Genomic DNA, 21,858 nt, shown 5'->3' on the forward strand with positions numbered 1-21,858 from the left:
CTGTACTTTTTTATTAGGGACATGACATGGGAATGAAGATGCCTTACTGGTGGCTCTCGTGCTGCCTGATATCTGTGCCCGCTTTCTGCGCAAATCCGGCGGCAACCATCAATACCGGACAGCTTCGCGAAACGCAGGAACTCCCCTCGCTCAACGGTCGCGTGGCCCCGGTGGCTGGCAACGCCGCGCCCGGCTCATTACAGCTTGGCGAGGCCGTCAACCGTGCCGTCACCTGGCATCCGGCCATCAGCGAAGCCGTGGGCAAACTCTACCAGCAGAGCGAAGAGGTGGACGTCGCAAAATCAAAATACTATCCGCAGATTAATGCCGGCGTGGACAACGGGTATTCCCACGACGGCGACCAGAACGGCTTTACGCCGTCGCTGGTGCTTTCCCTCTCACAAATGCTCTACGACTTCGGCAAGGTGGCCAGCCAGGTGCGCGCCGAAAGCGCCGGCGTGGCCCAGCAGCAGGCTAACGTGCTGGTGAGTATCGACACCATCGCCCACGATACCGCCGTCGCCATGGTACAGGTGCAAACCTGGCAGCAGATGGTCGACACCGCCAAAGAGCAGCTTGAGGCTCTTTCCTCCATTGGCACGCTGACCCGCCAGCGTAACGACGAGGGGGCTACGTCGCTCTCTGACGTGGTACAGACCGATGCCCGTATCGAAGGCGCGCGCGCCCAGCTGATGCAATACCAGGCCAGCCTGGACAGCGCCCGCGCGACGCTGATGAGCTTTCTCGGCTGGAACAGCCTGAACGCGATCAGCAATGATTTTCCGCAAAAGCTGGCCCGCAGCTGCGATGTCGCCGAGCCGGACGACCGACTGGTTCCCGCGGTACTCGCCGCCTGGGCGCAGGCTAACGTCGCCCAGGCTAACCTCGACTACGCCGACGCGCAGATGACGCCCACCGTCTCGCTGGAGCCGGAGGTGCGCCACTACATGAACGATCGCTACGCGGGCAGCGACACGCGGGATCGCACCCAGTATTCCGCCTGGGTGAAAGTGCAGATGCCGCTCTACCAGGGCGGCGGCCTCACCGCCCGGCGTAACGCCGCCGGACACGCGGTGGAAGCGGCACAGTCCACCATTCAGCGCACGCGCCTTGACGTTCGCCAGAAACTGCTGGAAGCCCGCAGCCAGGTGATGAGCCTGCAAAGCACGCTGCAAATTCAGGGTCGCCAGGAGGCGCTCAGCGCCCGCACCCGCGAACTGTACCAGCAGCAGTATCTGGACCTCGGCTCGCGCCCCCTGCTCGACGTGCTCAACGCCGAACAGGAGGTTTATCAGGCGCGCTTCACCCAGCAGCAGACCGTTGGTCAGCTGCACCAGCTGCAGCTCAACTGCCTGTATAACACCGGGCAATTGCGTCATGCGTTCGACCTTGATAACCGCACCATCCAGACCGTGGAGATCCAGCCATGAAGCAGCGTGATATCCCGCAAGGTGAAAACATGACGGATGCGGCCCTGGCGCAGTGGGCGCAGGCCTTTGGCTTTATCGCCACCCGCTACCGCGTTGCCTGCTCGCCCGGCGCGCTGATCGCAGGCGCACCGTGGCTGAAAGGCAAACCGATGGTGCCCGCCCTCACCCAGCTCGCCCGTGAAGCGGGGCTGTCGTTTCAGCTGCTCACCGCTGACCAGCAGTCAATCAACAGCTGGCGTCTGCCGGTGGTGGTGGCGCTGAATGACGGCCGGGTCGGGGCGATCGAGCACTTCGACGGCGACGACACGCTGGAAGTCAGCTTCTTCGACGACCAGACCTACACCAACCGGCTGTCGATGACGGCCATGCTGCCCGCTATCCGCCACGTCATTGCCCTGCGTCCCCTTGCCGCGCTGAAGGACAGCCGCGTGGATGCTTATATCTCAAAATATCGCCCGGACTGGCTCTACCGGCTGGTGATGCGCGATCTCCGCCCCTACAGCTGGGTGATGCTCGCCGCGCTGTTTATCAACGTGCTGTCGCTTTCCGGGATCGTCTTTTCCATGCAGGTGTATGACCGGGTGATCCCCGCCCAGTCCTACCCGACGCTGTACGTCCTGACCATCGGGGTGCTGATCGCCACCCTGTTTGGCTTCGTGCTGCGCGTGGCGCGCGGCCACATTATGGATCTGCTCGGCAAGCGCTCGGATATGCGCGTCTCGGATCGCGTCTTCGGCCACGCGCTGCGGCTGCGCAACAGCGCGATTCCCCGCTCCACCGGGAGCTTTATCTCACAGCTGCGCGAGCTGGAGCAGATCCGCGAGATGGTCACCTCGTCCACCATCTCGACGATTGTCGACCTGCCCTTCTTTCTCCTGTTCGTGGTGGTGCTGGCGATCATCGCCCCGCAGCTGGCGTGGATCGCTCCGGTCGCGGCGGTGATCATGGTCCTGCCCGGCCTGCTGCTGCAGAAGAAGCTGGCGGAGCTGGCAAAGCAGTCGGCCCATGAATCGACCCTGCGCAACGCGGTGCTGGTGGAGAGCGTGCAGGGGCTGGAAGACATCAAGCTGATGCAGGCGGAAAACCGCTTTTTGCAGCAGTGGAACAGCTATATCCAGATCACCGCCGAATCCGGCCTGCGCACCCGCGAGTTGACGCAGAACCTGATCAGCTGGGGGATGACCATTCAGAGCCTGGTTTACGCCGCCGTGATTGTGGTCGGCGCGCCGATGGTGATCGACGGTACCCTGACCACCGGCTCGGTGGTCGCTGCATCGATGCTGGCCTCCCGCATGATCGCCCCGATGGCGACACTGTGCGGCGTGCTGGCCCGCTGGCAGCAGGTCAAAGCGGCAAAAGAGGGGCTGGACAGCATCATGCAGCTTCCCACCGAAAACCAGCGCGAGGAGACGCCGATCCGCCAGGACGTGCTGCGCGGCCACTACCTCTTCGAGCAGGCGCAGTTCCGCTATCAGCCGGACGATCCGCGCATGGCGCTGCGCATTAACCGCCTCGAGATCGGGCCGGGTGAGAAAGTGGCGATCCTCGGGCGCAACGGCGCGGGCAAATCGACCCTGCTGCAGGCGATGGCGGGCGGGATGGATCTGGCGGCGGGCGAGCTGCGGCTCGACGGCTTCAGCCTGCCGCATCTCGACGTGGCGGACGTGCGGCGCAACGTCGGCTTTATGACCCAGAACGCGCGGCTGTTTTACGGCACCCTGCGCGAGAACATCACCCTCGGCATGCCGCGCGCCACCGACGAAGAGATCTTCGAGGCGCTGGAGCTGACCGGCGCGGCGGGCTTCGTGCAGAAGCTGCCCAAGGGGCTGGACTACCCGATCATGGAAAACGGCGTGGGGCTCTCCGGCGGGCAGCGCCAGTCGATTCTGCTGGCGCGAATGCTGCTGCGCGATCCGAATATCGTGCTGATGGATGAACCCACCGCCTCGCTGGACGAGCACACCGAGCGGGAATTCATCCAGCGGCTGGGCGACTGGCTCGGGCACCGCACCCTGATCGTCGCCACCCATCGCGTACCGGTGCTGGAGCTGGTGGAGCGCGTGGTCGTGTTGAAAGATGGGATGCTGGTGATGGACGCGCCAAAAGCCCAGGCGCTGAGCAACAGCCGCATGCAGCAGCAACAGCAGCAGGCAGCAACCGGACGGGAGTGGAAAAATGAAAATCAGTCAGCGTGACGTGGCGGCAATGGACGATCTGGATAACGCCCTCGACTCCGAAAGCGGCTACACCGGCGCGCGCCGGATCGTGATCTTCTCGCTGCTGATGTTTGTGGTGCTGGGCGTCTGGGCGTGGTTTGGCGTGCTGGATGAGGTGTCAACCGGATCGGGGAAAGTGATCCCCAGCTCGCGCGAGCAGGTCTTACAGTCTCTCGACGGCGGGATCCTCACCGAGCTGAACGTCCACGAGGGCGATCAGGTGCAGGCCGGGCAGGTGCTGGCGCGGCTTGATCCGACCCGTTCCGAGTCAAACGTCGGCGAAAGCGCGGCGCGCTACCGCGCCTCGCTGGCCTCCAGCGCCCGCCTCTACGCCGAGGTAAACGATCTGCCGCTGAAGTTCCCGCCTTCGCTGGCGAAATGGCCGGATCTGATTGCCGACGAAACCCGGCTGTACAACTCGCGCCGCGCGCAGCTGGAGGATACCCAGCGGGAGCTTCGCGCCGCGTTAGATCTGGCTAACAAAGAGCTGGCCATTACCCAGCGGCTGGTAAAGACCGGGGCCGCCAGCCACGTGGAGGTGCTGCGCCTGCAGCGGCAGAAAAGCGATCTGGAGCTGAAGCTCACCGACGTGCGTTCGCAGTATTACGTCCAGGCCCGCGAGGCGCTCTCGAAAGCCAACGCGGAGGTGGATATGGTCTCGGCGATCCTCAAGGGCCGTCAGGATTCCGTCACGCGCCTGACGGTGAAATCGCCGGTGCGCGGGATCGTCAAAAACATCAAGGTCACCACCATCGGCGGGGTGATCCCGCCCAACGGCGAGCTGATGGAGATCGTGCCGGTGGACGATCACCTGCTGATTGAAACCCGCCTCTCGCCGCGTGATATCGCTTTTATCCATCCGAACCAGGAGGCGCTGGTCAAAATCACCGCCTACGATTACGCCATTTACGGCGGGCTGCACGGCGTGGTCGAGACCATTTCCCCGGATACCATTCAGGACGAGGCCAAGCCGGAGGTGTTTTACTACCGGGTATTTATCCGCACCAGCCAGGATTACCTGGTCAATAAGGCGGGCAGGCATTTCTCAATTGTGCCGGGGATGATTGCGACGGTGGATATTAAAACCGGCGAGAAAACGGTGCTGGATTACATGATTAAGCCGTTCAACCGGGCGAAAGAGGCGCTGAGGGAGCGGTAGTCAATCGCCGGGTGGCGGCTGCGCCTTACCCGGCCTACATGGTTTTCTCCCTCTCCCTGTGGGAGAGGGTTGGGGTGAGGGCATCAGACCGGAACCCGGGCGACATAGACTCCAACATAGCGCGCAAATTTCCCGATAAAGACGCCGGCAAACATGCCGCCGGAGACGATCGCCAGCGCGCTCATGGCGGGCTGCTGCATCGTCTGGGGAGAGACCGCGCTCATCACGCCCAGCACATACTTCACCCCGAACGCCAGCATCATAAACGGCAGCGCGGTGTAGTCGGCCTGCCGGTAAAGGCTGCGCGGCGCCTCTGCGCGGGTAATCACAGCCTGCTTAATCAGGACATACCCCAGCGCGGCACCGGCAAGGATCCCCGCCGTCCACAATGCAACAGTCCCGGGAGTCAGCGTGCGATAGACTATCAGATCGTAAATATCCCAGATAAGAAAGATGCCCGGAATAATGGCAAGCCGCTCCAGCGTCACGGTGGCGGGCCGTCGGGCTTTAATGCCGCGGGAGATAAGGAAGATAAACAGCACCCACACCCAGACGGGCGTGTGCGTCACAACACCGATCAGAAATTCAAACATGGAGATCTCCATGGACGATTGCGGCCCGTGCCGCCCTGAACGCGTATTGCGCATAACGGCAAAACTACCGTTATGCGCAGGTCTTTTACAGCGATTTTTTCAGGCGTCGAACCGCTTCTATCAGCTGCTCATCCGTTGGGGTGACGAATGACATGCGCAGCGTTGTCTGGTCCGGCTCGTTGCAGTAGAAAAATTCGCCCGGCACAAAGACCACGCCGTTGCTTAAGGTTTTTTCCAGCCAGCGGGTAGTGTTCATGCCGTTGTTCATTTTCGCCCACAGGAACATGCCGCCCTTCGGCTTGTGGAACGACATCACGTCGCCCAGCTCGGCTTCCAGCTCCGTGGCGAACGTCCGGTATTTCTGGCGATAGGCCTCGCGGATCGTTTTAATCTGATCGGCCAGACGGCCGGTCTTCAGGTACTCGTATGTCATCAGCTGAGACAGCGTGCTGGTGTGCAGATCGGTGGTTTGCTTAAGGTTCACCACCGCGCGCTTCAGCCACTCCGGTACCACCACCCAGCCCACGCGGGTACCCGGCGCGAGGATTTTAGAGAAGGTGGAGGTATACACCACGTTCTCTTCGTTGCCGATATCTTTGGCATGGGCAATTAACGGGCGGAAGACCTCATCGGTATAGTTAATTTCGCTGTACGGATCGTCTTCGATAATCACGAAGTCATAGCGCTTCGAGAGTGCCACCAGCTGTTTACGGCGCGCCTCAGACAGCGTAACGCCACCTGGGTTACCAAAGGTTGGAACGATATAGACCGCTTTGATGGTTTTCTTTGCCACCAACGCCTCAAGTTCATCGACCTTCATGCCGTCACCGTCGGTGCCGACGGATTCAAAGTTGGCCTGCGCCAGGCCAAAGACCTGCAGCGCAGCAAGATAGGTTGGACGCTCAACGACAACCGTATCGCCCGGATTAATTAACGCGCGCGCCAGCACGTCCAGAGATTGTTGAGAGCCGGAGGTAATGACGACATCATCGGCCTTACAGGTGATGCCGCGCCCCTCGCAGATGCGTTTAATTTCCTCGCGCAGCCCCGGCACGCCTTCCGTCAGGCCATACTGGAATGCTTCCCCAAAATGCTGCGATAAGACGGCATCAGAGGCAATTTTCAGCCCTTCGCGATCGAACAGGTCCGGGTTTGGGATACCCCCACCCAGCGAAATCACGCCCGCCATTTTGCTATGTTTTAATAATTCACGGATGGCAGAGGATTGCAGGCCCTGCGCGCTGCGGGCGAGTTTGTTTGCAGACATTCTTTGATTACCTTCTTTTTTTATATTGTGCCCAATCTTAGCAGAATATGGGCAATAAATTCCGTCAGCTTAGGCAGCGGCCGCAAATCCTGACGCCACAGTAAATGCACCGGCCTCGGCGCGGGCGTATACGGCTCCAGCACCCGAACCAGCCTGCCGCTTGCCAGCTCTTCCGCCACCAGCACCTCCGGCTGCAGCAACAGCCCCGCCCCCGCGCGCGCCGCCATGCGTAAGCCGTAGCCGTCATTGCATCGTAAAACGGCATCGCGCTTCCAGCGGACCTCCCCTTCCACGCCCGGCAGCCGCCACTCGTTGCGCGCGGTCCACACCGTGTGCGAAAGACAGAGGTGATCCACCAGATCGTCTGGCGTTTGCGGCGTGCCGTGTTGCGCTAAATAGTCCGGCGCGGCACAGATCACCATGTTGTAGGGGCACAGGTATTTCGCCACCAGATCGTCGTTGTGAATGTCGCCAATGCGAATGGCCAGATCGACGCCCTCTTCCACCAGATCGACCATCCGGTTAGTCAGATCCAGCTCGATGCGTACCTCCGGGTAGCGCTGCAAAAAGGTTGCCGTCAGCGGGGCGATCGCGCAGCCGCCAAACGACGTAGGCGCCGTGACGCGCAGGGTGCCTGACGGCGTGGCACGCAGCCGTTCAACCGCGCTTTCGGCAATCGACACCTGCTCCAGAACCCGTCGGGCTTCTTCAAAATAGACGCGTCCGGCATCCGTCAGGCTCTGGCGGCGCGTGTTACGCTCCAGCAGTCGGGTGCCCAGCTGTGCTTCCAGCAGCGCAACGTATTTGCCCACCATCACCGCCGACATCTCCAGCCGCGCCGCCGCGCCGGTGAAGCTGCCGCTTTCCACCACGGCAATAAACGTCTCCATGCTGCGAAGCTTATCCATATTCCAAACCTCTGGTTAGCAATCTTCTAACTTTAGCCCAGTTTATCCGACTTTTAATTTATTAAAGAATGAAGGCTCACAACATAAGGAGTCGGCTATGAAAATCGTCATTATTGGTGCCAGCGGTACGGTCGGTCGTGCGGTAACGGATGAGCTGAGTCGTCGCCACGAGGTCATCCGCGTGGGCCGCACGCAGGGCGACGAGCAGGTAGATATCACCTCGCAGGCGAGCGTTCAGGCGCTGTTTGAGAAAATCGGCCAGGTGGATGCCATTGTGTCCGCCAGCGGCGGCCTCTACTTCGGCCCGCTCGCGACCATGAAGGACAGTGACTTCAACCAGGGCCTGCAGGATAAGCTGCTCGGGCAGGTGCGTCTGGCGCTGACCGGCCAGCACTACCTGAAAGAAGGCGGCTCGATTACGTTGATAAGCGGGATCGTGGCGCACGAGCCGATTGCGCAGGGGGTAAATGCCACCACGGTGAATGCCGCGCTGGAAGGGTTTGTTCGCGCCGCAGCCTGCGAACTGCCGCGCGGGATCCGCATCAACCTGATTAGCCCAACGGTGCTCACCGAATCGGTCGACACGTACGATGGCTTCTTCCCGGGCTTCGAAAGCGTGCCTGCCGCCACGGTGGCGCAAGCCTATCGTCGCAGCGTGGAAGGCGTGCAGACCGGGCGGGTGTACAAGGTCGGCTACTGAGCCTTGCGGGCGGCGATCAGCACCAGCATCGGGCGCTCCGACTCTTCGGCCAGCGCGGGCCAGGCGTCAATCTGCGCCTGCGTTGGCCCCCATTCGTTGACGTTGCTTATTGTTAATCCGGCCTTGATCAGCGCGTTAAGCGTGGTGCCCAGCGTACGATGGTATTTGATCACCCCGTCCGCCAGCCAGTTGCTGACGCGCTGGCCTTCGTCCTGATAATGGTTCACGCCCCAGAACCGCTCGCCGTTATCATCGGTCAGCCAGCCCTGACGCGAGGCGCAGGTGTAAATCGGGTGCTCCATGGAAAAGACCAGCCTGCCGCCGGGCTTGAGCGCGCGCTGAACCCTGGCAAATAACGTGTCCAGTTCCGGAAGGTAATGCAGCGCCAGCGAGCTGTAGACGAGGTCGAGGCGGCTTTCGTCGAGCTTGAGAGCGTCCAGATCGCTCCGCTGATAGTGAATCTGTGGGTCCACCGTAAGCTCCGCTGCGCGGGCGAGCATCTTTTCGGAGATATCAACGCCCGTGACCTCAGAGGCGCCCAGTTCGCGCGCGGCGCGGCAGAACCAGCCGTAGCCGCAGCCGAGATCGACAACCGATTTGCCGGTTAAATCGGGCAGCATGGCCTTAAGCGCGGGCCACTCCGGCGCACCGTCCAGCCCCTGCACCGAGCGCGGAAGCTGGGCGTAGCCTTCGAAAAACGCCGGGTTGTCGTAGATGTTTTGTGCCATGGCAGATCCCTCTTTAATAATGTGACTCCCAGTATAAAACATTGCCGGGTGGCGCTGCGCTTACCCGGCCTACGATTTGAGGGTTTCAGTAGGCCGGGTAAGGCGAAGCCGCCACCCGGCTCGCTTTTAGCCCACCGTACCCCAGACCAGATTGCCCTTATGGAACGTCGCGGTGCGCGGGGAGATGCGCGCCACGGCTTCGGCGGAACAGGAGGCGTTCACCAGCACAAAGCTGGCGTCGTCCTGCGCTTTCGGCCACACGCGTTCGCCTTTGTCGTTCAGCGGCAGCACGTCGCCGGTCGCAATTCCCAGCGCGCGGGAGAGCGTCTGCTCGTTCGGGCGAATGTAGAGCTGGGCGTAGAGATTCGCTTTTTCCAGCATGTCCCCCAGACCGTACGGCGACCAGTGGTCGATTACGCTGTCGGTGCCGGTCATCACAAACACGCCTTTATCGCGCAGCTGCTTCAGCGGCATATGCAGGGTGCCAATCGGCACGGTGGAGGCGATGGTCACCTGCTGCGCCGCCATGCGGGTAGCAATCTCATCCACCTGCTGCTCGTTGAGCATCGCCAGCGCGAAGGCGTGGCTGATGGTCAGCTTGCCCTTCAGTTGCGGGGTTTTCTCCACCGTTTCGACCATGTAGTTCACCGCCGCCACGCCCGCCGGGCTGGTTTCGTGCAGGTGAATGTCCACCCCTTTGTCATAGTCCAGCGCAATCTGGAACATCAGATCGAGAGATTTCTCCATCGCCCCGTCGACGTTGGTCGGGTCCAGCCCGCCCACGTAGTGCGCCCCGGCCTGCATCGCCTCGCGCATCAGCTTTTCGGAATTCGATAGCAGCAGCCCGTGCTGCGGGAAGGCGACGATTTCGCAGTCAAATCCGGGTTTGCGGCGCGCCAGGACCGCCTGCAGGTTTTCGAGATTCTTCAGGCCGGAGGTCGGCTCTATATTGCAGTGGCTGCGGGCGAGGGTGGAGCCTTTTGACTGGATCAGGTCGATCAGCTTTTCCGCACGCTCCTGGGTGTAGGGCTGCAGCTCAGGCAGCAGCTTCTGTTCCAGGCGGATCATATCCTGAATGGTGGTGCCCGCCGGGCGGTTGAGGGAACGCCACGGGCCGCCGTAAAAGGTTTTATCCAGGTGAATGTGCATGTCGCGCATCGCCGGAAGCATCAGCTTTTTACCCGCGTCGTAGTGCGGCAGGGTCGCGTCGGCGTGGCTGCCGTTATCGCGCAGGGCGACAATTTTCCCGTCTTTGATCTCCAGCGTTTTCAGCTCGGTGCGGGTGCTCGTCGCCACGTTGCCGTCGAAGTTAAACCCGGCTTCGAGCAGCACGTTGTCCAGATAGTAATGTTTCGCGGTGATGGTCATCGGTTTACCCGTCTCGCAGGTTGGTTTTGCGGAGTCGGCAGCATACGCGACGGAACCGGTCGCGCCAAACAGCGCGCAGGCGGTCACCATTTTTCCGCTCTGGCTGATGAATTCACGGCGGCTTTTATTTTCACTCATCTTATCTTCCTTCATTCACAATATGGGTACCGGTTTCTCCGCGCAGCGCGGCGGGCAGGCAGTCCGGCGAGGTGATAATCACGCGCTTGCCGCCGTGGTGTAAAAACGCCAGCGAGGCGACGATTTTGGGTAGCATGCTGCCCGCCGGGAAATGGCCCTCGTCTTTGTAACGCGTCATCTGCGCCACGCTCACCGCGTCCAGCGCCTGCTGATTCGGCTTGCCAAAGTGGATGCACACTTTTTCAACCCCGGTGGTGATCACCAGCACGTCGGCGCGAATCTCGCGCGCCAGCAGCGCGGTGGAGAGATCTTTATCAATCACCGCGTCGACGCTCTGGTAATCGCCCTGCTCAGTACGCACCACCGGAATACCGCCGCCGCCCGCGCCAATCACCACAAAGCCTTTTTGCGTCAATGTCTTGATCGCATCGGCCTCGACAATGCGCAGCGGCTGCGGGGAGGCCACCACGCGACGGTAGCCCCGGCCCGAATCCTCAACAAAGTGCCAGTCCGGATGCGCGCGCTGCAGCTCGTCGCGCTGCGCCTCGCTGAAGAACGCGCCGATCGGCTTCGTCGGGTGCGTAAAGCCGGGATCGTTTTTATCCACCTCCACCTGCGTGACGACCGTGACCGCTTTTTGCTCCCCGCGCGCGGCAAGGCGGTTGTTCAGCGCCTGCTGAATGAGGTAGCCGATGCCGCCCTGGGTGTCCGCCACGCAGTTTGCCAGCGGGGTCAGCGGGAGCCCTTCCCGCTCGTGGGCGATTTCGGCGCGGCGCAGATCCAGCCCCACCTGCGGACCGTTGCCGTGGGTGAGCACGATGTCATAGTCGGAGGCCAGCATTTCGAGCACCGACTCTGCCACCGCTTTAACCGCCTGCGCCTGATGTTCAATCGACTGGCTGGCGTTGTCTTTGATAATGCTGTTGCCGCCGATGGCAACGACCATAAGCTCTTTCATACGTGTTCCTTCGCAACAGTACCCGACGCAGCGCTCGTCACTTCCCGGCTGTCGAGAAAATGCTTCACCACAAACATGCCGCCCATCATCAGATACGCGGTGACGAACATCAGCGAACTGCCTTCGGCAAAGCCCACCACCGGCGCGTGGATCACCCCGAACAGCGCCAGCAGTGCCCCGCCCGCAGCGGCCACGGCGCCGCGCAGCGGTTTATTGATGATGGCGAAAATGGCGATACAGCCCCAGAGCATACTGGCGAGCGGTGCCCCGTTCCCCAGATGGACGAGTCCTTCGTAGTAGATCCCTTTGCTGTGCAGCACATCGGTACCGATTTTGGCGGCATTCGTGCCCGCCGCCCCCATCACGCTGTTCATCATGGTCAGCGCCCAGTTGGCGATCCACGGGAACAGGCAGATGAAGATCACCGGCACTTCCACTTTCGGCGTTTCCCTCACCACCTGGTTGGCGGTGACCACGCCGATAAACACCAGAATCGGCACGATGGCGGTCATCGGGATGATGGCGAGCATAAAGGCTCCCAGCCCGAACAGCGGCACGATGAACATGGTCACGCCGGAAGCCAGGGTGTAGCCGATGCTCGCGCCCATCGCTTTCCAGCCGGGATGGCCGACGTAGACCGTCACCGGGAACGGGTTGCCCATCAGGCAGCCGAGCATGGAGGCCAGACCGTTCGCCAGCATGACTTTACGCGTCGGGTATTCATCCCCCGCCGCGTGAGCGCTTTCGATGTTCTCCAGGTCAAAGATGTAGTTCGCCAGCCCCAGCGGCACGGCAGAGGCCAGATACGGCAGCGCGTGCGGCAAGCCCTGCAGGAAGCCCTCCACATGCACCTGCGGCGGGTTAAAGCCGAACGATGACATGGAGGCTTTGATCGCTTCCGGGCTTTGCAGACCGGAGATCCACGCCAGGGCCGTACCGGCAATCAGCAACAGCAGACCGGTCGGGATTTTGGCGAAAATCGGCTTTTTACCGAACCAGTTGATGAAGATCAGCAGCAGGACGATGAACGACACGGTCGGCGCTTCGAACGCCTGCAGCATCGGGTTCATCGCCAGCAGCAGCAGGCCCAGGCCGGAGAGGCACGACAGCAGCACGGTGCGCGGGATCATCTTGCGGATGGTTTCACCGAGGAACGAACCGCCCGCCAGGATCATCGCCTCCACGAAGCACCACACCAGGCCAATCTGAATCGCGAACTCCGCATCGCCCGTTTGCTGATAGACCGGCATCAGCACCAGGAAGGTCACGGTAAAAATGGACGGCGCGCTGGGGCCGGACGGCAGCGCGGTGACGTCCGTACGCCCGGTCTGGCGCGCCATCTGCATGCCGAACCACGCATAGCAAATACTCGCGGCCAATACCGCCAGCCCGAAGGCTGGCGCAATGCGTCCATAAACAATCTCCTTCGGGATGCCGACGACAAAAATGAGCAACCCCATCATGGTCAGCAGATTGGTCAGGTTGTTGGTCATCAACCCGAAATACGCCGCCCAGTCACCTCTTTTCCACTCCAGTTTCATGTTTTTCATGGATGCATGCCTTATAAAAAGTAGCGATCGCGGAAGGTCAACAGCGCCTTTTCAAAACAGCTAAACGGCGGGTGAACGATGCCCGCCCCAATCATGCCGATGCCCGCGTCTTTGTGGGCAATGGCGGTATTAATGACCGGCAGAATACCGCTGCCCGCGACCTTCGTGATGTCGATGGCGGTCGGGATCCCCATAAAGGAGAGCAGCGGAATGGTGACGTTCGGGTTTTCGCCAAGGGTGATTTCGCGCATCTGACGGGAGAAGTCGATGGCTTCCTCCACCGTGCCGCCCACCAGCGCCACGATTGCCGGCGCCGTCGCCATCGCAAAGCCGCCGATGCCGTAGGTTTCGGTGATCGCGCTGTCGCCGATGTCCAGCCCGGAATCCTCCGGCTTATAGCCCGCGAACATTGGGCCAATCACCTGCTGCGCCGGGCCGGTGAACCACTGCCCCGGCAGGCCGGAGACGCGCAGGCCGAACTCGTAGCCGTTGCGCGCCATGGTGGTCACGACGGTGCTGTATTCAATGCCGTGGGCGGCGTCCAGCGCGGCTTTACACATCGCCATCCACGTCGGGCCGGAGAAGTAGTCGCTGCTGGCGACAAACTCGAACACCTCGCGCTGCTGCTTAACCGGATAGCCCGCCTGGATCAGCCCCGGGGTCAGCGCCTGGATCAGCAGCGTGGTGCCCGCATTGTTGCGGTTGTGGCACTCATCGCCCATGTGCAGCGCCTGGGCCAGCATCAGGCGCAGGTCGATTTCGCCGATAATCTTCATCGCGTCGCGCAGCATCGGGCCGAGCACGTCGCGCATCCAGTTCAGGCGATCGATGACGCTCTGGTCGTTGGCGCCCATGCGCAGGATCTTCGCCATCTGCTCGCTGAGGTTGGTGAACGCGCGGTTGCCGTAGGTTTTGTTCTCCACGATGTGCATAAACATCGACGCGGAGGTGACGCCCGCCATCGAGCCCACGCAGTCGTGCTCGTGGCACGGCGAGAAGGCGATCTCCCCGGAGGCGGCAAGCCTGGCCGCATCCTCCAGATCCGTCGCCAGACCTTCAAACACCAGCGCCCCGGTGACCGCGCCTTTCATCGCGCCGCACATGTTTTCCCAGGAGACTGGCGGACCGGCGTGCAGAATGGTGGTGCGGGTCATCCCCGGCACAACGTTAATCGCCTGGTCATACCCCACCAGCACCGGATGGGACTGAATAATGCGCTCAAGGGCGATTTGGTTAGCGGCGGCAATCTTCTCCGCCAGCGGTTTTTTCGCCAGCTGGTCGAGCGCTTCCACCACCTGCATATTGCCCTGCCCCGGCGGCGTCCAGTCGAGCGGGGTCACGGGTACGTGCTGCTTTTTAAGATCGTCGCTGAACATCGCGAGACCCACGTTAATGACGTTCAGCGGCTGGTTAAATAAGGTGGTCATTATGCGTTCTCCCCTTTGCAGACAAATTCGCGTGCGAGTAATCCGGTATTGGTGCTGCTGCTGGCCCAGATGACGCCTGCGTCGGTCAGCCGCTGGCACTGCTGCGCCAGCGACTGCGGATCCTGGTCGGTGCCGAGCACGTAGCCGAGGATCTCAAGCCGACGGTTATCGGCCTTCGCCATGGCCTGCGCCTCTTTGATCGCCTCGATCATCACCCCTACCGGATCTTCGTGCGCGCCGAAGCCCAGCACGAAGTCCATCACGATGACGCCCACTTCCGGATCGCGCGCCTCCTGCAGCAGGCGGCTGATGCGGTTGGTCGGGTCGATCATCGGGTGCGGCTTGCCGTTGGTGAACTCATCGTCGCCAAAGTCGAGGAAGGTATGGGCTTTACTGACGCTTATGTCGCTCAGGCGCTTAGCCGGATCCGGCTGGATGTTGCTGTAGACGTCGTCGAATTTCGCAAGCGCCGCAAACATCGCCTCGTCGCACAGGGTGCCGCCGCAGAACAGGCCGCGAATGTACTTCTGCTGCGGGGTCAGGCGGGCGCGCACCTCTTCGATCAATGGCCAGTTGAGCGGGTGCAGATCGAGGGACTCTTTTTTGATGCCGGTAAGCAGAACGGCCTTCAGCGCCGCCTCTTTGGTGCCGCGCGCAAACTGCAGTCCGTCCTCATCGGCGGGCGGTTCATTGCGCCCGAGGAAGCAAACAACCACCGGCTTGCGGCAGGCTCTGGCGCGGGCCAGCACCTTTTCTGCCACGGCAGGAGCCGCTGGTTTGGAGATCAGCGCGATAACCTCTGTGCCCTCGTCGGCTTCCAGCATGTCGATGGCGTCGAGCATCATCAGGCCGCCGATCTTCTCGCTAAGATCGCGCCCGCCGGTGCCAATCAGCTGCGACACGCCGCCGCCGAATTCATGGATGCGCACGCTTAACTCCTGGCTGCCGGTGCCGGACGCGCCGACGATGCCAATCGGCCCGCGACGCACCGCGTTGGCGAAGCACAATCCCGCGCCGTTGATAATGGCGGTGCCGCAGTCCGGCCCCATCATCAGCAGTCCTTTCTGGTGCGCCAGCTGCTTCAGCGCCAGCTCGTCGTCGAGCGACACGTTATCGGAGAAAAGCATCACGTTGAGATCGTTTTCCAGCGCCTGGCGCGCTTCGCGGGCAGCGAAGGTGCCGTTAACGGAAATCACCGCGAGGTTGCTCTCCGGGCGATGTTTTTTGGCGCTGGCAATCGTCGCGTAGCGTGCTTCATGGGTGCCGCTGCTCGCTTTATGGGTAAATAAAGCTTCTATTTCCGCCAGCGTTTCATCGTTCGCCGCGTCGCCTTTAATCACGATCATCAGGTCGCCATTTTTGGCTTCCGCTAATTCCGGCGTGAGCAGCCCGAGATTTTTCAGAACGCCTTTATTCATTTCCGTCGCCATTGCCACAAACGCCTGTTCGACGCCCGGCAATTTATTGGCTTTGGTGGAAACCGACATTAAGGAAACCGAATCGAAATACGTGTTCTTTTTTATGACGATTTTGGTTGGCATTGTTTTCTCCTGAATACGGATAAAAGGGGGCCGCCGTCGTGCAAAATGCACGTCGGTAAAAATGCTTTTTTAAATTAGCGGCCAGCCGGAACGGGCTGACCGGTCGTTTTACGCGCCCGCGGCCAGCAGCAGGTCGGCAATCTCAGTGAAGCCTTTCTCCCGCGCCAGTTCGAGCGGGGTTTTGCCGTATTTGTCGGTCATGTGCGGGTTCGCGCCGTGATCCAGCAGCAGCTTCACAATCTCTTGCTGTTTCGCACCGCCGTCGTTTAACACAATGGCTTCCAACAGCGGCGTCCAGCCGACAAAGTTGGTGTGGTTAACGTTAATGTCGGTTTTTTCCAGCAGCTCGCGCACGATCTCCACGTGCCCTTTTTCACTGGCAGGGGTAATGCCCACGCCGCCGAAGCGGGTAAGGCGGTCGAGATCCGGATTCGCGGGTAATACCAGCCGCAGGAGGGTTAAATCGTTCGTCAGGCAGCTGATCAGGAAGGGGTTAAAACAGGTCTGGTCCTGTTTATCAATATCTGCCCCGGCGGCAATTAATAACGCCACGCAGGAATAGTGTTTTTTGAGGCTGGCAATCGTAACGGCGGTTCTTTTCTGGCGGTTAGTGGCGTTAATATCCACGCCTTTTTCCAGACAGGCTTTTAGCGCATCGCTATTTCCCTCTTCTGCCGCCAGCAGAAATTCCGTAACCAGTTCAGTTGCAGACATATTCAGACTCCCGATGTTTTATTGCTCTTGACCCGAGAATAGCAACAGCCTGGTCATAAAAGAATCCGCTTAAAAATGATTCATCGACAGTGAATTCATTGTTGAGATAAATTCAACAGTAGGGATAAAACGTGCGTCCGTGCAACCTTTTTCTTATGTTTAACCGCTTTTTAGCGCCTCAGGCTGCATTATCCTTATGGTTGAAAAAGCCTTGCATGACGGGGCTCTGCGTAAAGGGTCAGAACTGTGATCGGCTTCAAATGTGTTGTAAAGGCGTTGTTAAAATATGTTCAAAACTGATGACTGAGGAAGCTATGATATGAATTCCATCTTTACCGAAGAGAACCTGCTGGCCTTTACCACCGCCGCACGCTTCGGCAGCTTCAGCAAGGCGGCTGCCGAGCTGGGGGTCACCACCTCGGCCATCAGTTACACCATCAAGCGGATGGAAACCGGGCTGGACGTGGTGCTGTTTGTGCGTAACACGCGCAGCATTGAGCTGACCGAGTCCGGGTTCTACTTTTACCGCAAAGCCACCGACCTGCTTAACGACTTCCACGCCATCAAGCGCGGGATTGATACCATTTCACAGGGCATCGAGGCGCGGGTGCGCATCTGTATCAACCAGCTGTTATATACGCCGCGCCATACCGCGCGGCTGCTCCAGGTGCTGAAAAAGCAGTTTCCTACCTGCCAGATCACCGTCACCACGGAGGTCTATAACGGCGTGTGGGATTCGATCATCAATAACCAGGCCAATATCGCCATTGGCGCGCCGGACACGCTGCTCGACGGCGGCGGAATTGACTACACCGAGATCGGCGCCATCCGCTGGGTGTTTGCCATTGCGCCGACGCATCCGCTGGCGTTCGTTCCGGAACCGATAGCGGAGAGCCAGCTGCGCCTGTATCCCAACATCATGGTGGAAGATACCGCACACACCATTAACAAGAAGGTGGGCTGGCTGCTGCACGGTCAGGAGGCGATTCTGGTGCCGGACTTTAATACCAAATGCCAGTGTCAGATCCTGGGCGAAGGGATAGGTTTTTTACCGGAGTATATGGCGCGGGACGCGGTGGAAGACGGGCTGCTGGTGACGCGACGTATCAATAACCCGCGTCAGGACTCGCGCATGCTGCTCGCTACGCAGCATGCCGCGACAGGCCAGGTCACGCGCTGGATCAAACAGCACTTTGGTCCAGCGGGGATGCTGACCGATATCTACAGCGATTTACTGTGGCGCGCTTAGCTTTTGCTCTGTACCCAAAATGCGTGAATGAGGCCGGGGAAGTAGCCCAGCAGCGTCAGAAGAATGTTGATGATAAACGCCCAGCCAAGCCCTTTGCCCAACAGCACGCCCAGCGGCGGCAGCAGGATGGTAAAAACAATACGCCAAAAACCCATATTAACACTCCGTGCAAGCTAATCCATTGAAAATAATAGAGAGAACCCTTTCTAAGCATAGCCAGTTTACCTGTCTGCGCCAGTTCTCTGCTCCGCGTTTACCCTCTTTTACGCTTTTGACGCTGGCGTAATGCGCACAATTACTTTAGCATTACCTTAATTAAGAAAACTCTAAAGTACTATGACTGAACTCGAACAGCTTCAGGCCAGCGCAGAGCAGGCCGCAACGCTTTTAAAAGCGATGAGCAACCCGCGTCGGCTGCTGATCCTCTGCACGCTGTGCGCCGCCCCCGGCACCAGCGCGGGGGAGCTGGCCCGCGCGACGGGTCTGAGCCCTTCCGCCACGTCGCAGCATCTGGCGCGCATGCGTGAGGAAGGCCTGATCGCCAACACCCGCGAGGCGCAGCGCATTCTCTATTTCATTAAAAACGACGCGGTGCATCAGCTCATCAGCACCCTGAAAACCCTTTATTGCCCGTAAGGAGCCGCCATGTCACTTCCCCTTCTTTCGCCGCGCGAGGCCTATGCCCGCATCGCCGATGGCGCAAAACTGATTGATATTCGTGATGCCGACGAGTACGCCCGCGAGCATATTCCCGCCGCGCAGTCCGAGCCGCTGGATACCTTACCCGGCGGACTTAAAACGCAGGCGGGTGAAACGGTGATTTTTCACTGCCAGTCTGGCGCCCGCACCTCAGGCAATGCCGATCGCCTTGCGCAGGCTGCCGCCCCCGCTCAGGCATTTGTGGTCGAAGGAGGCATTCAGGGCTGGAAGCAGGCGGGTCTGCAGACAGTCGAAGACAAAACCCAGCCGCTGCCGCTGATGCGTCAGGTGCAAATCGCTGCCGGGCTGCTCATTCTCTGCGGCGTAGTGCTGGGCTATAGCGTCTCAGACGGCTTTTTCCTGCTCAGCGGCTTCGTGGGGGCCGGGCTGCTGTTCGCCGGTGTGACCGGTTTTTGCGGCATGGCGCGGCTGCTGAAGGTGATGCCCTGGAACCGGCGTACCTCATAAGCAGTAATCGGTGAAATACGCTGTACCCGGTGTCATACGTGGGCTAAGGTGAAGATCGCTAAAACGATGAGGAGGTAATATGTTTTCTGTCGGTGATTATGTACAACCGCGTAAAGGCGGCCCGAAGCTGAAAGTGCTCGAAGTGAACGGTGAAAGCGTGGTGGCGGTACAGGCCAGCAATGAACAAGGCGAGAAATATACCCTGAAAGCCGCCGAGCTGGCGCCGTATACCGAAGACGGTGATTTCGGCGTCTGCTGAAAAGAGTGCCGGGCGGTATGTTCCGCCCGGTTCACGCATTAGATCAGAAAATCATCCAGTGATTTCCCCTCTGCCAGCGCGCTGGCAATAGGCTTTGGCGTACGGCCCTGGCCGGTCCACGTTTTCTCTTCACCGTTCTGGTCAATAAAGCGGTATTTCGCTTCACGCGGCTTACGCTTTTTCGTGGATTTACCCGTCTGCGCCAGTTCAGAGCCCAGCAGATCGGTCGGTGAAATACCATCGGCTTTCATCCGCTCCAGCAGAGCATTAATTTTCTCCTGCTGCTCGGCTCTCTGCTGCTCTAATTCCGCCAGCTCACTACGTTTCTCTTCAGCAACGACCCTGACTTTTTCCAGCATTTCCTCAAGAACGTCCAGGGATAATTCGCGTGCCATGGCGCGCAGAGTTCGGATATTATTAAGATTCTGTAACGTCAAAGACATATTATTTGAAAACCTTTTGTTTAGGGTAAATAGATAAATCACCGACAGAATAATTCATTTCCGCTGAAATATCTACCCGCAGGCTGGCCAGTCAATAGCGTAAATATGTTTAACTGTCGCCGTTAATATTATCTTATAACGTCTGAGCGATACGCAGGGATTCAATCATCACTGCAATATAAAGGGTCAACCTTAATCAAAATTTCAGCATTCTGCGCTACCCACAAAAGCACTGACTCACCTTTCAACATCAAGATAGTTAAGCCAATGATTTAAAACCAAAAATCATCGCACGAGACAGATTATAACGAAGCGAACAAAAAACCATCAATTTTAGAGAGTTTTGTGGACAAAACGCGATTAAATAAAAATTAATCACTAGTTGTCACTTCAAACGTAGAGATATACGCTATACACGTCAAACAAACCAACCTAAAGCACTAACCGCTTCGGGAAAATCGTTTCTTTTGTGTTCTTCTCAAGGAGTTCAGACATGTTCTCACCGCAATCACGCCTTCGCCATGCTGTGGCGGATACTTTCGCGATGGTTGTCTACTGTTCCGTTGTGAACATGTTGATCGAAATATTCCTCTCCGGAATGTCCTTCGAGCAGTCACTTTATTCTCGTCTGGTGGCGATTCCGGTCAATATTATTATTGCCTGGCCTTACGGTTTATACCGCGATGCCGTCATGCGCTTCGCGCGGCGTATCAGCCCCGCAGGCTGGGTGAAAAACCTGGCAGACGTTCTGGCCTATGTGACGTTCCAGTCGCCGGTTTACGTGGCCATTCTGCTGACGGTGGGCGCGGACTGGCACCAGATCGCGGCGGCGGTCAGTTCGAATATTGTGATTTCAATGCTGATGGGGGCGGTGTATGGCTATTTCCTCGACTACTGTCGCCGCCTGTTTAAGGTCAGCCAGTACAGCCAGGCTAAAGCGTGATGTGAAGCGACTGGCGCAGGCCAGTCGCAAATTTACTGTACGTCGCCAAACAGTCCCTTCAAAAACCGTTCCAGCGCCATACGCGAGCTGAAACCATGCGGAATACCATAATGCTCATGCGTCTCTCCGCCTAAATAGAGCGGAAATTGCTGATAATGATCGCAGGTTTTAATATCCGAGGCAGGCTCAGCAAATGACAGACTTCTGTCTTTCAGCGTCGGGTGAATAATGAGAGCGGTACGGCCCATTCTTGCTTCACGATTAACGTAAACATAATTCTCGCCACGGCGATATCCATACGCTTTTGGCGTCACCTCATCCATGGTGAATCCCTCTTTTTCAAGAACGCGTGCCACCTCGTCAGGTCGTAAATACATATCTTTTCCTCGTTATCTTTTCCTGCCCGGCAACCTTACAGTATTCAGCATTAGCAGGGCTTTCAGAATAGTCCATAAACTGGCGGATATCGCGTGATGCGCTTCAGATATTAAATTTCTGAACTAAACTGAACGGGAACACAAAATTACGGAGGATCGTATGTTTAACAGACCGAACCGAAACGATATTAACGACGACGCTCAGGATATTCGTAATGATGTCAGCCAATTAGCAGACACGCTGGAAGAGGTGCTGAAATCCTGGGGAAGTGACGCGAAGGACGAAGCGGATGCCGCAAAACGTAAGGCTCAGTCTCTGCTCCGTGAAACCCGCGCACGCCTAAATGGCCGCACGCGTACCACACAGGCTGCCTGCGATGCGGTCAGCTGCGCAACGACCTTCGTACGCGAAAAACCGCTCTGCACGCTCGGCACGGTAGCGGCAGTCGGGATCTTCGTCGGCGCTCTGCTTAGCCTGCGTAAGTAAGCGCGAGCCATCAGCCCCGGTCGCCGCTGGCACCGGGGCTTTTTAATGCCCGCAAGCCTGAAAAACCCGTACAACATCCCCTGCCCCGCCGTGCTCATCATCAGGGCATCATCAATCTAAATTTCCCATATCTTGTATGGTTGAAACTTAAGACAACTACATCTAGTATTCCTTTTAGCAAGATACACACAACCTGACGCGATGATTCGCGCCGCTCTCTCATTTTAAATGGAAAT

Annotated in this window: 23 protein-coding genes; 10 read left to right on the plus strand and 13 right to left on the minus strand. The window is 59.0% G+C overall.

From position 1 onward, the window contains the following. Window positions 1-26: 26 nt before the first annotated feature. Genes C6A40_RS14590 through C6A40_RS14600 form a run of 3 tightly spaced genes read left to right on the plus strand, consistent with a single transcriptional unit; the run spans window position 27 to window position 4,805 of the window. Entirely contained in the window at window positions 27-1,430 is a 1,404-nt protein-coding gene (locus tag C6A40_RS14590) for a TolC family outer membrane protein (RefSeq protein ID WP_031275130.1), read from the plus strand. Then, window positions 1,427-3,625 carry a type I secretion system permease/ATPase gene (locus tag C6A40_RS14595; protein ID WP_045336610.1) on the plus strand — a complete coding sequence of 733 codons (2,199 nt, stop codon included), beginning with the start codon at window positions 1,427-1,429 and terminating at the stop codon, window positions 3,623-3,625. Before C6A40_RS14590 ends, C6A40_RS14595 begins: the two co-directional genes overlap by 4 nt. 10 nt (window positions 3,626-3,635) lie before the next feature. Further along, window positions 3,636-4,805 carry an HlyD family efflux transporter periplasmic adaptor subunit gene (locus tag C6A40_RS14600; protein WP_085930317.1) on the plus strand — a complete coding sequence of 390 codons (1,170 nt, stop codon included), beginning with the start codon at window positions 3,636-3,638 and terminating at the stop codon, window positions 4,803-4,805. A gap of 83 nt (window positions 4,806-4,888) precedes the next feature. Here C6A40_RS14600 and C6A40_RS14605 read toward each other — a convergent pair whose 3' ends face one another. The 3 genes from C6A40_RS14605 to C6A40_RS14615 form a co-directional block, all read right to left on the minus strand. Continuing rightward, window positions 4,889-5,398 carry a DUF6622 family protein gene (locus C6A40_RS14605; RefSeq protein ID WP_045336612.1) on the minus strand — a complete coding sequence of 170 codons (510 nt, stop codon included), beginning with the start codon at window positions 5,396-5,398 and terminating at the stop codon, window positions 4,889-4,891. A gap of 85 nt (window positions 5,399-5,483) precedes the next feature. Next, entirely contained in the window at window positions 5,484-6,665 is a 1,182-nt protein-coding gene (locus tag C6A40_RS14610) for an aminotransferase-like domain-containing protein (RefSeq protein WP_045336614.1), read from the minus strand. A 20-nt stretch (window positions 6,666-6,685) separates the two neighbouring features. Continuing rightward, window positions 6,686-7,573, minus strand: coding sequence for a LysR family transcriptional regulator (locus tag C6A40_RS14615; RefSeq protein WP_045336616.1), 888 nt, complete (start codon window positions 7,571-7,573; stop codon window positions 6,686-6,688). A 97-nt stretch (window positions 7,574-7,670) separates the two neighbouring features. Here C6A40_RS14615 and C6A40_RS14620 point away from each other — a divergent pair, with 97 nt between their 5' ends. Continuing rightward, window positions 7,671-8,273 (plus strand): short chain dehydrogenase, encoded by a 603-nt coding sequence (locus C6A40_RS14620; RefSeq protein ID WP_045336617.1) that lies wholly within the window; start codon window positions 7,671-7,673, stop codon window positions 8,271-8,273. Here the strand turns inward: C6A40_RS14620 and C6A40_RS14625 are convergent. From C6A40_RS14625 to C6A40_RS14655, 7 genes are all read right to left on the minus strand, one after another. Next, a complete protein-coding gene (locus C6A40_RS14625; RefSeq protein ID WP_045336618.1) occupies window positions 8,267-9,001 on the minus strand; it encodes a class I SAM-dependent methyltransferase in 735 nt (244 codons plus the stop codon). The genes C6A40_RS14620 and C6A40_RS14625 overlap by 7 nt on opposite strands. Before the next feature lie 126 nt (window positions 9,002-9,127). Next, on the minus strand, window positions 9,128-10,507 hold the full coding sequence (locus C6A40_RS14630) for an amidohydrolase family protein (RefSeq protein ID WP_045336619.1): 1,380 nt from the start codon (window positions 10,505-10,507) through the stop codon (window positions 9,128-9,130). A 1-nt stretch (window position 10,508) separates the two neighbouring features. Then, the gene (locus C6A40_RS14635; RefSeq protein ID WP_045336620.1) at window positions 10,509-11,465 is read right to left on the minus strand and encodes a carbamate kinase family protein; all 957 of its coding nucleotides are present in this window, start codon (window positions 11,463-11,465) and stop codon (window positions 10,509-10,511) included. Next, entirely contained in the window at window positions 11,462-13,015 is a 1,554-nt protein-coding gene (locus C6A40_RS14640) for a hypothetical protein (protein WP_008502557.1), read from the minus strand. Before C6A40_RS14640 ends, C6A40_RS14635 begins: the two co-directional genes overlap by 4 nt. An 11-nt stretch (window positions 13,016-13,026) precedes the next feature. Beyond that, window positions 13,027-14,442, minus strand: a complete 1,416-nt coding sequence (locus C6A40_RS14645; RefSeq protein ID WP_045336623.1) for a DUF1116 domain-containing protein — start codon at window positions 14,440-14,442, stop codon at window positions 13,027-13,029. Further along, the gene (fdrA, locus tag C6A40_RS14650) at window positions 14,442-15,983 is read right to left on the minus strand and encodes an acyl-CoA synthetase FdrA (RefSeq protein ID WP_045336625.1); all 1,542 of its coding nucleotides are present in this window, start codon (window positions 15,981-15,983) and stop codon (window positions 14,442-14,444) included. The genes C6A40_RS14645 and fdrA overlap by 1 nt, the downstream gene beginning before the upstream one ends. 108 nt (window positions 15,984-16,091) lie before the next feature. After that, window positions 16,092-16,697, minus strand: coding sequence for an ankyrin repeat domain-containing protein (locus C6A40_RS14655; RefSeq protein ID WP_008502560.1), 606 nt, complete (start codon window positions 16,695-16,697; stop codon window positions 16,092-16,094). Window positions 16,698-17,016: 319 nt separating this feature from the next. On the opposite strand from C6A40_RS14655, the gene C6A40_RS14660 reads away from it, so the two are divergent. Next, window positions 17,017-17,946: a LysR substrate-binding domain-containing protein gene (locus tag C6A40_RS14660; protein ID WP_045336627.1), complete on the plus strand. Its 930-nt coding sequence runs from the start codon at window positions 17,017-17,019 to the stop codon at window positions 17,944-17,946. Here the strand turns inward: C6A40_RS14660 and C6A40_RS14665 are convergent. After that, complete coding sequence (locus tag C6A40_RS14665; protein WP_008502562.1) at window positions 17,943-18,101, minus strand: YqaE/Pmp3 family membrane protein; 159 nt, start codon at window positions 18,099-18,101, stop codon at window positions 17,943-17,945. The genes C6A40_RS14660 and C6A40_RS14665 overlap by 4 nt on opposite strands. Window positions 18,102-18,282: 181 nt before the next feature. Here C6A40_RS14665 and C6A40_RS14670 point away from each other — a divergent pair, with 181 nt between their 5' ends. From C6A40_RS14670 to C6A40_RS14680, 3 genes are all read left to right on the plus strand, one after another. Next, window positions 18,283-18,582 (plus strand): ArsR/SmtB family transcription factor, encoded by a 300-nt coding sequence (locus tag C6A40_RS14670; RefSeq protein ID WP_045336629.1) that lies wholly within the window; start codon window positions 18,283-18,285, stop codon window positions 18,580-18,582. Between the two features lie 9 nt (window positions 18,583-18,591). Further along, window positions 18,592-19,113, plus strand: a complete 522-nt coding sequence (locus C6A40_RS14675; RefSeq protein WP_045336631.1) for a rhodanese family protein — start codon at window positions 18,592-18,594, stop codon at window positions 19,111-19,113. 79 nt (window positions 19,114-19,192) lie between these two features. Beyond that, complete coding sequence (locus C6A40_RS14680; RefSeq protein WP_008502565.1) at window positions 19,193-19,372, plus strand: hypothetical protein; 180 nt, start codon at window positions 19,193-19,195, stop codon at window positions 19,370-19,372. Window positions 19,373-19,410: 38 nt separating this feature from the next. Here C6A40_RS14680 and stpA read toward each other — a convergent pair whose 3' ends face one another. Next, window positions 19,411-19,815, minus strand: a complete 405-nt coding sequence (stpA, locus tag C6A40_RS14685; RefSeq protein ID WP_008502566.1) for a DNA-binding protein StpA — start codon at window positions 19,813-19,815, stop codon at window positions 19,411-19,413. A gap of 493 nt (window positions 19,816-20,308) precedes the next feature. Between stpA and alaE the strand changes: the two genes are divergently transcribed. Next, complete coding sequence (gene alaE, locus C6A40_RS14690; RefSeq protein ID WP_114191307.1) at window positions 20,309-20,758, plus strand: L-alanine exporter AlaE; 450 nt, start codon at window positions 20,309-20,311, stop codon at window positions 20,756-20,758. 32 nt (window positions 20,759-20,790) lie between these two features. Here the strand turns inward: alaE and C6A40_RS14695 are convergent, their stop codons facing one another. Next, on the minus strand, window positions 20,791-21,135 hold the full coding sequence (locus C6A40_RS14695) for a DUF2002 family protein (protein WP_008502568.1): 345 nt from the start codon (window positions 21,133-21,135) through the stop codon (window positions 20,791-20,793). Window positions 21,136-21,295: 160 nt separating this feature from the next. Between C6A40_RS14695 and C6A40_RS14700 the strand changes: the two genes are divergently transcribed. Next, window positions 21,296-21,622 carry a DUF883 domain-containing protein gene (locus C6A40_RS14700; protein ID WP_008502569.1) on the plus strand — a complete coding sequence of 109 codons (327 nt, stop codon included), beginning with the start codon at window positions 21,296-21,298 and terminating at the stop codon, window positions 21,620-21,622. Window positions 21,623-21,858: the final 236 nt, after the last annotated feature.

Origin of the sequence: Enterobacter sp. GER_MD16_1505_Eko_090 (assembly GCF_003331015.1) — a bacterium.
Lineage (GTDB): Bacteria > Pseudomonadota > Gammaproteobacteria > Enterobacterales > Enterobacteriaceae > Enterobacter > Enterobacter roggenkampii.